Origin of the sequence: Novipirellula artificiosorum (assembly GCF_007860135.1) — a bacterium.
Taxonomy (GTDB): domain Bacteria; phylum Planctomycetota; class Planctomycetia; order Pirellulales; family Pirellulaceae; genus Novipirellula_A; species Novipirellula_A artificiosorum.
The window spans coordinates 383,438-398,359 of the sequence record NZ_SJPV01000006.1; the positions used below are offsets into that span (position 1 = coordinate 383,438).

The following is a 14,922-nucleotide window of genomic DNA, read 5'->3' on the forward strand; positions in this document are numbered from 1 at the left end:
TTAAACCATCCATTATCCACGTCACCGCCATTGGAAGCGGTGAACCGATTCATCAACGAGGAAACCCATGAATATCCGATCATTCGTTCGTCTCACGCAACTTGCAATGTTTGCCACTGCCCTCTGCGTTCTTACACCCCAAACCGCGTCCGCTGGAAAACTCGGACAGGGTTGTCTCGACCAAACCGGCTGCTGCCAACGCTGCCCGTCATGCGACCACGTCTGCAAGCTCGACGCCAAAGAAGTGGAGGTCGAGAAGGAATGCTTTGAAACCGAAACCAAAGTCATCTGCATCCCGCGCGTCGTTTTTCCCTGGCAGAAAAAGAAAGCGATGCGGTCGTGCGCTGGATGCGACTCGTGCGATGGGGGTGGCTGCACTCACTGTGTTCACAACGGAGCACGGACGCGAACCATTTGTGTCTTGAAAACTAAGAAATACAAGTGCCCCGCTTGCGAGTACACCTGGTCAGCTGAAAAGAAACCATGCGGCTGTATCGGCGCTTGTGACGAGGCCTGTGACAGCATGATGTTGACGGTGCCGATGCCGGTCGCCGGTCCGTCCCAAAGCTGGGAAGGTGTCTCCGCACCGGTGTATCAAGAACCTTTGCTTCCTCCGACGCCAAGCGTCTATCAAAATGCCTACTCCGATGGGCTTGAAACCGTCGAAGTTCAATAGTCGGTGGGGCGGACAAAAAACGCCATCACCGCATGAACGTGTAGCGATCCTTTCGAGTCTCCGCCGGCGCAATGCCTCGGAGGCTCGTAGCATTTTCGGAGGCCATTCGACTTCCGACCCGATTCTAACTGAACTCCCCACGGATGTACTGCTTGGTTGCCTCTTCTTGCGGCGATTCAAACAGGCCGTCCGTCTCGCCGAATTCGACGAGATAACCCGTTCGTCCTCCTTCCGAAGTGTCGACATACATGAACGCGGTACGGTCCGCGACCCGTTTTGCCTGCTGCAAGTTATGGGTCACGATGGCAATGGTGTACTTTTCCTTTAACTCCTGCATCAAATCCTCGATCCGCCGCGTTGCGATCGGGTCGAGCGCCGAGCAAGGTTCATCCATCAGCAACACCTCCGGCTCCGTTGCGATCGCTCTCGCGATACACAGCCGTTGTTGCTGCCCACCAGAGAGCGACAAGCCGCTGTTCTTCAGCTTGTCCTTGACCTCGTCCCAGAGCGCCGCGCCGCGTAGTGCAGCTTCCACTTTCTCTGCAATGTCACCTCGGTAGCGATTCAGTCGCAGCCCAAAAGCGACATTGTTGTAAATGCTCATTGCAAAGGGATTGGGTTGTTGGAACACCATCCCGATGTAGCGGCGAACGGCAACCGGATCGACCTTGGCGTGGTAAATGTCCTTGCCGCGGAAATGAACGTGGCCTTCAAACCGAAATCCGCGCACAAGATCATTCATGCGATTCAGACACCTCAATGCACTACTTTTTCCGCAGCCAGAGGGTCCAATAAACGCGGTGATCGAACTCCGATGGATCGGCACATGGCTATCGCGAACCGCACGAAAGTTACCGTAATAAAGATTGTCGATTTTGCAGTCGAGCAACAGGTGATTTTTTGCGTTGGGACCCGGTGATTGAGTGGGTTCGTTCGTGGTTGCAATCATGGTGACGTTTCCTAAACGGATTTTGAACGGTGAGAAATGAATTGCCCTGAGACGTTGATCGTCAAGACCATCAGCACCAAGACCAAAGAAGCTGCCCAGGCCATTTCGATTTGATTCTCGAAGGGCATGCCGGAAAAGTTGTAAATAAAGACTGCGAGCGAAGCCGTGGGCTCCATGATCTGCGATTGCCCCTCTTCGAAGATCCAGTAGTTGCTAAACAGAGCGGTAAACAGCAGCGGCGCGGTTTCACCCGCTGCACGCGCGATCGCCAACATGACGCCAGTCAGAATGCCCGGGAACGCCGTCGGTATAACGATCTTCCAAGCCACCTGTGTCTTGGTGCAACCCATTCCAATCGCTGCCTCTTTCATCCGCAGCGGCACCATCCGCATCGCTTCCTCGGCCGTCAAGATGACCGTCGGCAGCATCAACAGCGACAGCGCGACGCCACCGGCCGGAGCCGAGTAGGATCCCGTCGCCAACACCACGGCTGCATAGGCAAAAACGCCAGCGAGAATCGATGGCAGCCCGGTAAGCGTCTTGGCACAAAACCTCGCCACAGACGCCGTTCTGCTATCCGGACCAAACTCCGCCAAAAAAACGGCCGTCAAAACACCCACCGGAATCGAAATCAAGGCCGCAATGGCGACAATGACAAGTGTCCCCACAATCGCGTTGCCAAAACCACCGCCCTGTTCAAACGCGGTGGGTGGCAATGCCGTAAAGAGTTCCAGTGATAGTTTTTTTCCTCCCCGCCAAATCAGCATGACCAAAACGCTGAACAGCGGAATGCAAGCGACGACCGTCGCGATTCCCGTTCCGCAACTCAACGCAGCACTGAGAAACGTTCGTGGATGTCTCAGCGACCGTTCCAGCTGCGAGAAGTCGACGTCTTTGAATTCTTCCGCGATTTCCGCCGAGTTCATTTTGGCCCTCCGCGAGCACCGAGTCGACTCGATGCCTGTTTTAAAAGCAATGCACCAAAAACATTGACGAGCAACGTGATCGATAACAACACCAGCGCCGCGTACATCAAAACCGGCTCTTCCTTTTCTCCCGCTTCGGGGAAGTGGTTTGCCAGCAGAGCAGCAAGTGTGTTGCCCGGTGAGAAAAGCGAAATGCTCATCTGGTTCGAATTGCCCACCAACATCGCAAGCGCCATGGTTTCGCCAAGAGCCCGGCCAAAACCAAGGACCAACGCGCCAAAGATCCCCGTCGATGCCGTCGGAAGGATCACTCCAAAGATCGCTTCCCAGCGAGTCGCGCCGAGTCCGTAGGCCGCTTCCTTTAACTTGCCTGGCACGTTACTCAGCGAATCACGTGAAATCGCTGACACGGTCGGCAGAATCATAATCGACAAGACCAATGCGGCTGGCAACATTCCTGGCCCCGACAAGGAGGTTCCGAACAAAGGAATCCAGCCAAGATGCTCGTGCACCCAGCCTGCTGCAGGCCGGATCATGGGAATCACAACGAAGATCCCCCACAATCCGTAAACGACGCTGGGGATCGCAGCCAACATCTCAACAATATTCTTGAACACCCACTCCATCTTCGGAGGCAGGAAGTCCTGGGTGAGAAAGATCGCAATGGCGATTCCAAAGAATCCGCCAATCAACAGTGCCAGCAGCGAGCTGTAGAGCGTCCCCCAGATCTCAGGGAGAACTCCGAATTGCTCTTTCTGCAAATCCCAGGTTGTTGTCGTCAGAAAACGGAGTCCGTGCTCTTGAATCGCCGGCATCGCTTTGCCGCCAACTTCGTAAACAATGTAGAACACCAATCCCACGGTCAACCATGCGAACCCTTGCGTCAACCCGCGAAAAACTCGGTCTTTCACAAGTTCGGATCCCGAGGGCGGCGATGAGATCGACGAGGTCGACAGCGCATCGCTGAATTCGGCTTTGGACGTCTTAGCAGCCATCAGAATCCTCAGGGTGATCGTGACTACTGAATCGAATCAAGCTTTCGTGTCACGGCTTCAACAACGATCTCAGGCAGCGGGACGTAGCCCATCTCGGCACTCGATTTTTGTCCTTCGGTCAGACACCAGCGCACGAGATCACTCAATGCTTGCGCCTGCTGCGGATCGTCATACTTTTCATAGCACAACAACCAGGTATAGCTGACAATTGGATAAGCTTGATCACCCTTCGGGTCGGGGAGCCATGCTCGCATGTCGGCCGGCATCTTCACACCTGCCAAAGCCGCTTTCGCATTGTCCAACGTCGGCGAGACAAAATTGCCCGACGCATTCTCCAAATCCGCCATGGCCAACTTGGCTTGCTGTGCGAACCCATACTCGATGTAACCAATTGCACCGGGGGTTTGCATGATCGTCGCAGTCACGCCGTCGTTCTTGGGTGCCGCGATGAACTTGTCGCTTTCAGGCCAATTGACGGATTTTCCTGTTCCAGGTCCGTCCGCAAATTCCTGGTTGATTTCACTCAAATGATTGGTAAACACAAAGGTTGTCCCGCTGCTGTCTGCCCGGCGCACGACGGTAATCGGTAAATCGGGAAGCTTCACGCCCTCATTCGTTTTGGCAATCTCAGGATCATTCCAGTTCGAGATTTGCCCAAGGAAAATTTTAGAGTAGGCGACTCGCGATAGCTTCAACGGCTTGGAAAGCTCGGGAAGATTGTAGGACAAAACAATGCTGCCCGCTGTCATGGGAAGCAGCACAACCCCTTGATCGACCTGAGAGATCTCGTCGTCATTCATCGCTGCGTCACTGGCTGCAAAGTCGACGGTGTGTTCAATGAAGTCTTTAATGCCCCCACCGCTTCCCTTCGCTTGGTAGTCCACTTTTACACCCGCGGTCGCGGCGCTGTATTCTTTAAACCAACGTCCGTAAAGGGGAGCGGGGAAACTCGCTCCTGAACCTTGCAGCTTGATGGTCTCGCCGGAACCACCCGCGGAAGCCCCCGAGGAGTTGGGTGACCTTGCAGGACCACATCCTGTGGCCACCACGATCGCGATGCAGGTGAGACATAAGGGTAAGTGCTTGGACACGGTGTACCTCAGACAGGCGAAAGAGCCCTGGTTAGGAGAGTTCAAGAGTCGACCCCACCTTTTTAGTTGAGCGAATTGCCTGGGGAAACCTTCCTTAACGTATTATTAACCAACCTGCGAAGCTGTAACCGTTACGGGAAACATTTCGGCCAACCCGAGCCAGAGAACGGCTCACCCGTTGCGATACCGACGGGCAACGGCCTCAAGTCCGTCACTGCTCGATGTGAAGCGAGGGAAGGTGGACCGAAGTACTAATAGTATTCCGGCACGATCAAATCGCGAGGCACGGGCGTACGGGCATAGTCGTCATGGCGTTCTCGCTTCGGTAAGTCGAGTGGTTCCCGTTCGACTTCCCGATAGGGAATTTGCGACAACAGATGTCGAATACAGTTCAGTCTCGCCCGTTTTTTATCGACCGCGTTGAGCACGAACCAGGGAGCTTCCGAAAGCGTCGTGCGTTCAAGCATGATCTCTTTGGCGATCGTGTACTGTTCCCAGCGTTTGCGTGATTCTAAGTCCATGGGACTGAGCTTCCACTGTTTCAGCGTGTCGTGAATTCGGCACTGAAAACGAAACTGCTGTTCTTCATCGCTAATCGACAACCAGTATTTAAACAAATGCATTCCTGATCCAACCAGCATCCGTTCAAAGTCAGGGACCGTTTTCAAGAACTCTTCGTATTCCTCATCGCTGCAAAAGCCCATCACACGCTCGACTCCTGCTCGGTTGTACCAGCTTCGGTCAAACAAGACGATCTCGCCAGCGGCGGGCAGATGGGCGACATAGCGTTGGAAATACCATTGAGTCTTTTCCCGTTCCGTGGGGACCGGCAAGGCCGCCACGCGACAGACGCGAGGATTGAGTCGTTGAACGATGCGTTTGATGACACCCCCCTTTCCGGCTGCATCACGCCCCTCGAAGAGAATGCAAACCTTTGCACCCGATTCAACAACCCACTCTTGAAGCTTGACAAGCTCACGCTGAAGTTTTACGAGTTCGACAAAGTACTTCCGTCGAAACCCCTTGGGCCGCTGTTGCCCCGGGTGGTCAGGACGTTCGACAATCGCATCATCAAGTTCCGCCTCAAGTTCTTCATCAATGGAATCGAGAATTTCCTCTCGAATCCGACGGTAGCTTTCATCGTTCGTCTGCAAACTAGGCACTCCCATGCATGATTCTTACCTGACGCGAGATTCATGGAACGATTCTTGTTAATTCAAGAATCCCGTCAAGGTTACCGAGCAATCGGCCCAGCCGATTCGCAAGAACCTGCGTAACGACACTCCGTTTCTTAACAAGAATCTAATAAACAGAGCCGCAAAACCAGTTCGAAAACGAGGGGCGTGTTAGCCCACCGAATCGAGCCTCGGCTCGTTGGCCGTGGCGGTCCAGCGATAGTAAATCGCTCGACAAATCAGATAGACGGCGATGGCGGCAAACAACCCAGCCGCGTCTGCCAAAAAATCCATCACGTCGGTGGTCCGCCCTTTGACAAATCCTTGTGACCATTCGTCGGCTGCGGCATAGCACAATCCGATCGCCGCGATCATACTGAACCGACGGACGAGCCGGTCCGACGTCGTGATGTAGCACAACAGCAAACCCAGGCCGGCGAAGGCACTAAAGTGCATCAGCTTGTCGCTAATGGCAGGGCCGTGGATGACGTGATTCGGCAGGTGCGTTCCGACAAAGATCGCGACCCAATACGCAACCAGCGTGGCAACGGCCAAGCGGACTCCCAAGATGGTTTTTTTTGTGACGGACTGCATGGTTGTGTCGCATGTGGGATAAGCTGGAATAGTTGACATACTGACTCCGTTTCGTTTGAAGGCAAGTCTTCGGATCGAAAAACTGCCCTATTGAGCTAAGTGATACCCCCACCATGAGGAATCGTGCTGTGCTTTGTTTTTGTTACCGGATGATTGAATCTCGACCACGTTTTTCAGCTTTCGCCTTATCGCTGCTGATTAGTTTCGGGTGCCAGCCCAGTTTTTCGGTCGCGCAAACGGTGTCGGAGGACACGACCGCCACCGATTCGGCCACCCAGCCGGACAAACCTGCTGCGAAGAAGCCAGAACCGGCGGAAACAGCCAATAAAATAAAGATGAAGCCGCTACAGGACTCTTGGGTTCCTTGCGACTTTGGGGGAGATGGCGAAGTCGTGCTGAAAGGCAATTCGGTGACCCTAGCCTCGGGTGATCCGCTGACGGGAATTCGTTGGGAGGGCCCCGTCCTTCGCGAAAACTACGAGATCTCCTTGGAAGCTCGTCGAACCGATGGTTACGATTTTTTCTGTGCCTTGACGTTTCCCGTCGGCAAATCGCCCATCAGCTTGGTGCTTGGCGGGTGGGGAGGCGGCGTCATCGGGCTGAGCAGCGTTGATGGGTACGATGCGAGCGAGAACTCGACGACCCGGTTCCGCAGTTTTGACAACGAAAAGTGGTATCGCGTCCGAGTACGAGTGACGGACGCGGCGATCCAATGCTGGCTTGATGACAAGAAAGTCATCGAGCAAGTCCGCGAGGGCCACGAATTTGACATCCGATCCGAGATGTTTTTGTGCGTACCGATGGGCATCGCGGCGTACGAGTGCGCCTCGGAAATCCGCAATATTCGGATCGGAAAATTGCCCGTGACGAAGCCAGGTGACAAAACGGTGCCGGACGCGGGTGCCAAAGAAAGCGACGCGAAGAAGAGTGACGTGAAAAAGGATGTGACCGCCGAGTGAGCGACCAGGAAATCTCCCAACCCTTAACGCTGGACGTCGATGCTCACTTTATGGGGCGCGCGTTGGAGTTGGCGTATCAGGCGACTTTGGAGGACGAGGTTCCGGTGGGTGCGATCATTGTCCGGCGGAACAGCGTGATTGCTGCGGCGTCGAACCAGCGAGAATCCTTGAAGGATCCCACGGCTCACGCAGAAATGATAGCGATCACGCAAGCCGCCGCTTCCATCGAAGATTGGCGGTTGGAAGATGCCACCCTCTACGTCACGCTTGAGCCGTGCATCATGTGTGCGGGGGCGATTCTGCAATCTCGAATTCCTCGCGTGGTGTTTGGTGCGGCCGATCCGAAGGCCGGCGCGGTGAGCAGCTTGTACCACCTGCTTGAGGATCCGAGGCTGAACCATCGTTGCGACATCACGTCCGGCGTGCTGGCGGACCGATGCGGTCAAGTCTTGACCGAATTTTTTGCAAGCAAACGAGCGATGGGCAAAAAATAGCGTTCCCGGCAATGGCAATTTGTACCGATTCTGCAGATTCTCGGTTTTTTGCCGCTTCCACAGCCAAACAGACTAAGCCTTCGTGATCAAACCAGCCGATACTACCGGCACAACCTGAATTAGAATCTGTTTGTGTCGATGCTTCGTGCGTCGATATGATCGCTGCATAGCCGGCGGGATTCTACTCAATCTCAACTTCATGAAGACGGTGGAACACGCGATGTCGGTACGGAAGCTGACGGCAAGCCTGCTCACAAGCCTAGCAATGCTGGGTGCAATCGCCATAGGAAACGCACAGGAACATGTTCCGCCAGCGGATCCCTTTGCTTTTGAACCTGACTTTCAATGGTTTCGTCCGGTTACGGACATGGACCTTGCCGACATGAAGCCCAAGAAACGGGCGAACACAGGGTGGTTTGCCACCTACGATCGGCTGGCTCTTTACGCATCGCGTCCAGAACTAGACGATTTGACATCCGCTGAGACCAAGCTCGATCTTGGCTGGGGGAACCGCTACGAAATCGGCTACATGTTGCCGGACGTCGAGCACGGTTGGATGTTCACCTACACAAATCTTCATGGTCCCAGCGCCTATGACACGGTCATCCGTGAACGACTCAACCGCACCAATGAAGGAGACTTGTTGCCCTACGGTTCCAAGGACGGTGTTGTTGGACCTCCATTTGGAGCGATCGTTCCTGCGGGTGACGGAAACGTTCTTCAATACAATGTGCGTCAGTATTGGGTTCAAGACGCACTGAACGTCCTGGAATACGACAGCTTCGAGCTCAACAAGCATTGGCGAATGGAACCGTATCACTATGGCGGCATCTTGGAACCGTTTGTCGGATTCCGATGGAGCCGATTGAACGATTACAACGTCCGCCAAGATTACCGCACGACGCTTGATGGCAGTTTGTTGTCCGACCTCATTCTTGGCGATGATTACGAACGATTGCTGACCGATTCCACGATCACCGAAAACGATGTCCTTGCCGGTCAGGTTGGCTTCCGGTACATCAAGTTCCGCGATCGGTTTACTTTCTCTGCGGACTTCCGAGCCTTCACCGGTGGAAGCCTGCAGTGTGCAAAGACCCAGCAAACGGTCGACACGACGGTTTACGATGGCAACGGAATTGGTTCGGAGGTTTCTTTCGAGCTCGTAGACAAGACAACCCCCGTCTACACTCGCAACGAGGAGTTCGTGATCGGGTTTGATATACGTGGAGAGATGGCCTACCAATTGACCAAGTCGATCAAACTTCGCGGTGGCTTCCAAGTGATCGATTTCGCAACCGGGATTTGGAGAGGTGGCCCGCCACAAGGCCCATCAAACCTACTGATCGGTGGCGACTCGGACCAAGACGTCGTCATGGTGGGTGGCACATTCGGCATCGAGCTAAATCGATAACCCACCACGTCACAACGCAAATCGCATCCAGGACAGGCTTACCACCTGTCCTGTTTTCGTATGCTCTGTTCGTGTGCCCCCTCACGATCGAAAAGCACTTGTTCGAACGGACATGCCATCCGAAAACGGTGTCACGGACCCAAACGCTTTAGGGTGAAACGTGAACTTTGACGCCCAAGGACCGGAGCTGGTTGCTTTGATCGCCGAGGGAATCACCCGTCCGAGAATCTTCGCTGAGGTAGACTCGCAGAAACGGAGCAAAGTGGCGGCCACCCTCGAAATCCTTTCGACACATTTCGATCAGGGGACCAAGGTCACGAAGCGGCGTGCCACGAAGGATCAACCTTTTTAGTTCTTGCAGCGATGCCAAGGGGGCTAACGTTTGCACCGGATTGGCGTCGAGGTTCAAGGTTCGCAGCCACTTCAGATGCTTGAGCGCCGACAAATCGGAAACATGGTTGTCTGCGAGATCAAGGGACCAGAGTTTTCGCAACTCCGTAAGCGCGTCGATCGACTCGATCTGATTGTCGGCAAGGTAAAGCGTTCGCAAATTCGCCATCTTTTTCAAAGCGGACAGATCTCGGACGTCGTTGCCTGAGAGATCCAACCATTGCATTGCCGCAAGTCCGTCGAGCGCCGCGATGTCATGAATTTGGTTACTCGATAAGTTCAGCGATTGCAATCGCGGCAATCTCGCAAGGGGCGATAAATCCGAAATCTCGTTCTCCGAAGCATCCAGCAGCATCAAGGATCCGCAATGCTGAATACCTTCCAAGCTCTTAATGGTCCTGCTGGATGCATGGATTTGCGAGACGTTGACGACATCGTCAGGGGTCAGCGGGACGACGGTGTCGCGTTTGTTGTAGACCTGGGCACGAACCGCCGCATCGAGACCGGCATCGGGGAACAGCGAGGAAGGAGTTTTGCCATCCTGATCCGAAAACACCGTGATCGGCATCAGCAGCAGAACCAACGGCGCGAGGGCAAGCTTCAGGGGAGGCATTTGACAACTCAAGCAGGATAGACGTCCGAGACCGATACTCAACATGGCGGTCTTTCTATCGTAACTCGACGGGGCCTCTCATCGAAGGGGATTCCTATCCAAACAATCGCTCATGGGGATCGGTCAAACCATCCGCCAATCGTCGCAGCGCCTCGGTCTCGATCTGGCGGACGCGCTCGCGCGTCAGCCCCAATTCGGCACCGATTTCCTTGAGCGTCTTGGGTTCGCAACCGCCCAGGCCAAATCGAAGTTTCAAGACGGTCGCTTCCCGGTCTTCTAAGTCACCGAGCAATTCCATCGCATGACGAAGGATATCGTGATCAAGCATCTCCTCATCCGGGGCTTTGAGACGCTCGTCCATCACCATGTCACCCAACGACCAGCCCGCTTCGGTTTGGTCGCTTTGTGGCGTGCTGTTACTGATGCGAATCGCCTTTCGAATGATCGGCAGCTTCTTTTTCGGCAAACCTAACACGCGAGCGATCTCTTCGTTGGATGGCGTTCGCCCCAATTCTTCACTCAGCCGCGCCGTCGCTCGACGCCACTTGCTCAGCAACTCGACCATGTAGGCAGGAATCCGAATCGTTTTGGCGCTGTTGATCAAAGCACGTTTGATGGACTGCTTGATCCAATAACTTGCGTAAGTGCTGAAACGAGTCCCGACCGTCGGGTCAAAGCCCTCGACCGCTCGCAACAACCCGAGATTGCCCTCTTCGATCAGATCCTGCAAGCCAAGACCTTTGCCGGTGTAGCCGCGAGCGATGTTGACCACCAGTCGCAAATTCGCTCGCACCATGCGGTCACGAGCCAAGGCGTCTCCTTGTGCGATGCGTTCGGCAAGCTCCGACTCGTCGTCCGCTGACAACAGTGCGGTCTCATTGATTTCACGCAAATACGTCTCAAGTGGCGATTGTGCCGCGGCGGAGCGGGGAGCCCGTTTCTTGGTACGGACTCGTGACTCTTCGAGTTCAAAATCGGATGCGGTATCAAATTCAAGCGAAAGAACTTCAGATTGCGACATGGATAGCTCGGCAGTCGAGGTGTCAAGTCGTTCGCGCTCATCTTACGTTCTGGACACCATCCACTTTCCTGTCCCGCGGCGTCTGGAGGTGACGCGGTGCGGGGAGAAGGTGATGCTGCTGGGAGGGTAGAACGTAAGTGAGCCGAGCGTCTCGACAGGGATTGGGGTCAGGGGAACAATGCTAGCATCGGCAATTGCAGCAATCCCGCTTCAAGACCGGTCAAAAGGGAGCGATCATTCCGAACGTTCCGATTAAGTGGCCGCGTTGGATTGGAGAAAGAAGAGGGTGTTCGGCCACAACGCTTCCTGGGTCGCAGGCCACCCGGTTGGCAGGCTTCCCGATGGATTGCGAAAACGGCACAAACGGGATAAGTTCCTTGCCGGCGAAAGACGGTCACTTCAAGCGAAAGACGGCTCATTTGGATATGCGAATCGATAGCCACCACCATGTTTGGAAGTACTCTGCTGAGCAGTACACATGGATCTCGGAGGAGATGGCGGTGTTGCGGCACGATTTTTGGGGACCCCAACTTCGCGAAATCGCTTTGGCCGCCAATCTGGACGGGTTTGTATCGGTTCAAGCTCGGCAAACGCTCGAAGAAACCGACACCCTGCTGCGATTGGCGGATACGGAGCCCCTGATTCGTGGTGTCGTCGGCTGGGTTCCGCTGGTGTCACCTGAGCTGCCTGAGGTGTTGGCCCGATATGCCGATTGTTCAGCCTTGAAGGGGGTTCGACATGTGGTCCAGGACGAACCGGACGATCAATTCCTGTTGCGAGCGGATTTCAATCGAGGCATCCGGTTGTTGAAACCGTTCGGCTTGGTGTACGACCTGCTGATCTTTGCACGTCAATTGCCCGCTGCGATCGAGTTTGTCGACTTGCACCCCGAACAACCGTTTGTGCTCGACCATATCGCTAAACCCACGATCCAAAACGACCAGTTCGACCAGGATTGGGAGGTCCACTTTCGCGAGCTGGCTAAACGAGACAATGTGGTCTGCAAGTTCTCGGGTGTGGTGACCGAAGTGAGAGATGCGTGTTGGGATTTGGATTCGATCCGGAGGTATTTTGACATTGCGCTCGAAGTGTTCACTCCCAAGCGATTGATGTTCGGCAGCGACTGGCCCGTCTGTTTGCTGAAAACCGAATACTTGCGTTGGCTGCAAACCACCGAGCAGCTTGCGAGTCACCTTTCGACCACGGAACAGGCCGAGTTTTTTGCCAATGCGGCAATCAATGCCTACACCCTTTAGGAACACATCATGCGTGCGATCCAGATCAGTGAACCCAAGCAACTGAAACGAATCGAGATCGACGAGCCCTCGGCACCGGGGGTCGGGCAGGCGCTTGTCCGCACGCACCGCATGGGCGTTTGCGGCACGGACATCAGCTGCTACTTGGGGAAGTTCCCGTTCTTTGATTTTCCGCGAATTCCTGGCCACGAGTTGGGAGTGGAAGTGATCGCAGTGGGCGAAGGTGTTACAAATGTGAAGGCTGGCGACCGATGCAGCGTGGAACCGTACATGGACTGTGGCGAGTGTTATGCGTGTCGGCGCGGGGCATTGAATTGTTGCCAGCGGCTCAAAGTCATCGGCGTCATGATGGATGGAGGGTTGTGTGACTCGTTCCTGTTGCGGGCGGATAAGTTGCACCGATCCGCCCAGCTCTCTTACGAGCAACTTGCGCTGGTGGAAACGCTGGCGATCGGATGCCACGCGAATGATCGTGGCGCACCTGGGTCGGGAAAGTTCGGTGCGGCGGACCATGCGTTAATCATTGGAATGGGGCCGATTGGACTCGCAACCCTTGAGTTTGCTCGGCTGACCGATGCGACCATCAGTGTGATGGATATGAACGAAGCGCGTCTCGATTTTGTTCGACAGCACTACGGCATCGAGAACACGGTGTTGTTCAAAGGTGATGGATCGGAAATCGATCGAATGCAACAAGTCACCGGAGGTGATCTTTACCAGGTGATCACCGATGCGACGGGAAACAAGCACTCGATGTCGGCAGCGCTGACCTATTTGGCACCGACTGGTCGTTTGGTGTACGTGGGCATCACCACAGACGAACTGTCCTTCAAGCACCCCACGATGCATCGTCCGGAAGCGACCTTGTTGGCGTCGCGCAATGCGATGCCGACCGATTTCTCTCGAATCATCGGGCTGATTGAAGATGGCACCATCAACACCGATCCCTGGGTCACACACCGAACCGGATTTGATGCCGTCCTCGACGATTTCGACGCATTCACTCGCCCAGAATCGGGCGTGATCAAGGCGATCATCGAAGTCACTTAGCATCGCGAGATCAATAACCAACGTAGTGGACGAGGCCACGAGTCCTGCAACACGGGACTCGTAGCCTCGTCCACGACCCAAGTCGTCACTTGTTGTTCACGCGATGCTTAGGGCTGCCTTTTGGCGATCAATTGATCAAGTTCGTGCTTGAGCTTGGGCAAAATTTCGTCATAGCCGAAGGCACCAAGCGCTTCGGTACCTCGCTTCAGATTGACTTTTGCGGGACCGCACCACAACCCGAGGTCGGCATCATCCGTTTCGCCAGGACCGTTGACGCGACATCCCATCACAGCGATGGTGATCGCATACGCTTGGGCATAGGCGGTCATCTCTTTGACGCTCGCCGCCAATTCGATGAACGCCTCGTTCTCGACTCGCGAACAGCTTGGACAACTGATGATGTTCAATTGGGTATCGTCAAAGACGACCACCGAGCGGACTCGCCCATCGTAAATATCGCGAACGATCGATAGCCCCGCATCGATTTCTTCGGGTTTGCGATCGTTCGGCAGCGTCAACGAAACCCGCACGGTATCCCCGATCCCTTTACCAATCAGTTGTTCAAAGGCGATGCGAGTCTTGACGATGCCGTCCGGCGGCATGCCAGCTTCGGTCACCCCCAGGTGCAGCGGCACGTCGGGACGCATCTCGGCAAACCGTCGATTCACCTCAATCACCTGTCGCGGGTCACTATCCTTTAGCGACACGACATAGCGGTCGAATCCCATCGAGTCAATAAACTCACAGTGCTCGATCGCGCTGCGGATCATGGGGGTGATGGAATCCGTTGGGTCCCCGGCCTCTTTTTTTGCAGGATCGACACTGCCACAATTCACACCAATTCGAATCGCACAATCGTGCTCGATCGCTTGCTCGACCAGGAAGCGAACTTTGTCTTGCCACGGCTTTTCTCGCTGATGATGGTAAAGGTGGCCAGGGTTGTATCGAATTTTATCGACGAACGGCGCGACCTTTTCCGCCAAGCGAAAATTCTCTTGCAAATCCACCGCCAAGTTTGCGGTGGTTTGTTTGCGGATCTCGGCAAGGGCCTCCGCATCCTTGTCACTATCGACCGCGATCCGCACGACGCCAGCGCCTCGTTCACGCAGGGCTTCTGCTTGTGCGACCGTGGCGTCAATGTTTTGCGTCTTGGTCGCGGTCATGCTCTGTACGGCGATCGGATGCCCAGCGCCGATGCAGATCGAACCGATCGGGACGGCGCGCGTAGGATTGCGTTGAATGGTCATGAAGCGGAATCGAATTCAGTGTGAGACTCAGTGTCAGGATCAACTCGTTTGGGCCGCCAAAGATAGCGTTGAAAC

At 54.9% G+C, this 14,922-nt stretch carries 15 protein-coding genes; 6 read left to right on the top strand and 9 right to left on the bottom strand.

The genetic code is table 11. The features are described from left to right. The first annotated feature begins 67 nt into the window (after nt 1-67). Nucleotides 68-676 carry a hypothetical protein gene (locus tag Poly41_RS18340; protein WP_146528161.1) on the top strand — a complete coding sequence of 203 codons (609 nt, stop codon included), beginning with the start codon at nt 68-70 and terminating at the stop codon, nt 674-676. Between the two features lie 124 nt (nt 677-800). Here Poly41_RS18340 and pstB read toward each other — a convergent pair whose 3' ends face one another. The 6 genes from pstB to Poly41_RS18370 form a co-directional block, all read right to left on the bottom strand. Beyond that, entirely contained in the window at nt 801-1,625 is an 825-nt protein-coding gene (gene pstB, locus Poly41_RS18345) for a phosphate ABC transporter ATP-binding protein PstB (protein ID WP_146528162.1), read from the bottom strand. Between the two features lie 11 nt (nt 1,626-1,636). Next, nucleotides 1,637-2,551 (bottom strand): phosphate ABC transporter permease PstA, encoded by a 915-nt coding sequence (gene pstA / locus Poly41_RS18350; RefSeq protein ID WP_146528163.1) that lies wholly within the window; start codon nt 2,549-2,551, stop codon nt 1,637-1,639. Then, nucleotides 2,548-3,546 carry a phosphate ABC transporter permease subunit PstC gene (gene pstC, locus Poly41_RS18355; protein WP_146528164.1) on the bottom strand — a complete coding sequence of 333 codons (999 nt, stop codon included), beginning with the start codon at nt 3,544-3,546 and terminating at the stop codon, nt 2,548-2,550. The genes pstA and pstC overlap by 4 nt, the downstream gene beginning before the upstream one ends. Nucleotides 3,547-3,569: 23 nt before the next feature. Next, nucleotides 3,570-4,637, bottom strand: a complete 1,068-nt coding sequence (pstS, locus tag Poly41_RS18360) for a phosphate ABC transporter substrate-binding protein PstS (protein ID WP_146528165.1) — start codon at nt 4,635-4,637, stop codon at nt 3,570-3,572. Nucleotides 4,638-4,888: 251 nt separating this feature from the next. Next, on the bottom strand, nt 4,889-5,806 hold the full coding sequence (ppk2, locus tag Poly41_RS18365) for a polyphosphate kinase 2 (RefSeq protein ID WP_146528166.1): 918 nt from the start codon (nt 5,804-5,806) through the stop codon (nt 4,889-4,891). 177 nt (nt 5,807-5,983) lie between these two features. Then, nucleotides 5,984-6,406, bottom strand: a complete 423-nt coding sequence (locus Poly41_RS18370) for a VanZ family protein (protein ID WP_231615762.1) — start codon at nt 6,404-6,406, stop codon at nt 5,984-5,986. Nucleotides 6,407-6,519: 113 nt separating this feature from the next. Between Poly41_RS18370 and Poly41_RS18375 the strand changes: the two genes are divergently transcribed. The 3 genes from Poly41_RS18375 (at nt 6,520) to Poly41_RS18385 (ending at nt 9,270) form a co-directional block, all read left to right on the top strand. After that, nucleotides 6,520-7,365, top strand: a complete 846-nt coding sequence (locus tag Poly41_RS18375; protein WP_146528168.1) for a family 16 glycoside hydrolase — start codon at nt 6,520-6,522, stop codon at nt 7,363-7,365. Nucleotides 7,366-7,415: 50 nt separating this feature from the next. Beyond that, nucleotides 7,416-7,859, top strand: coding sequence for a tRNA adenosine(34) deaminase TadA (gene tadA / locus Poly41_RS18380; RefSeq protein ID WP_146528275.1), 444 nt, complete (start codon nt 7,416-7,418; stop codon nt 7,857-7,859). Nucleotides 7,860-8,058: 199 nt separating this feature from the next. Continuing rightward, a complete protein-coding gene (locus Poly41_RS18385) occupies nt 8,059-9,270 on the top strand; it encodes a hypothetical protein (RefSeq protein ID WP_146528169.1) in 1,212 nt (403 codons plus the stop codon). A gap of 148 nt (nt 9,271-9,418) precedes the next feature. Here Poly41_RS18385 and Poly41_RS18390 read toward each other — a convergent pair whose 3' ends face one another. Next, nucleotides 9,419-10,273, bottom strand: coding sequence for a leucine-rich repeat domain-containing protein (locus Poly41_RS18390; RefSeq protein WP_197231422.1), 855 nt, complete (start codon nt 10,271-10,273; stop codon nt 9,419-9,421). 94 nt (nt 10,274-10,367) lie between these two features. Continuing rightward, on the bottom strand, nt 10,368-11,294 hold the full coding sequence (locus Poly41_RS18395; RefSeq protein WP_146528171.1) for a sigma-70 family RNA polymerase sigma factor: 927 nt from the start codon (nt 11,292-11,294) through the stop codon (nt 10,368-10,370). A 377-nt stretch (nt 11,295-11,671) separates the two neighbouring features. Here Poly41_RS18395 and Poly41_RS18400 point away from each other — a divergent pair, with 377 nt between their 5' ends. Further along, nucleotides 11,672-12,550, top strand: coding sequence for an amidohydrolase family protein (locus Poly41_RS18400; protein WP_231615763.1), 879 nt, complete (start codon nt 11,672-11,674; stop codon nt 12,548-12,550). 9 nt (nt 12,551-12,559) lie between these two features. Beyond that, nucleotides 12,560-13,600, top strand: coding sequence for a zinc-binding alcohol dehydrogenase family protein (locus Poly41_RS18405; protein ID WP_146528172.1), 1,041 nt, complete (start codon nt 12,560-12,562; stop codon nt 13,598-13,600). Between the two features lie 107 nt (nt 13,601-13,707). Here the strand turns inward: Poly41_RS18405 and ispG are convergent, their stop codons facing one another. Continuing rightward, complete coding sequence (gene ispG, locus Poly41_RS18410; RefSeq protein WP_146528173.1) at nt 13,708-14,847, bottom strand: (E)-4-hydroxy-3-methylbut-2-enyl-diphosphate synthase; 1,140 nt, start codon at nt 14,845-14,847, stop codon at nt 13,708-13,710. Nucleotides 14,848-14,922 lie beyond the last annotated feature (75 nt).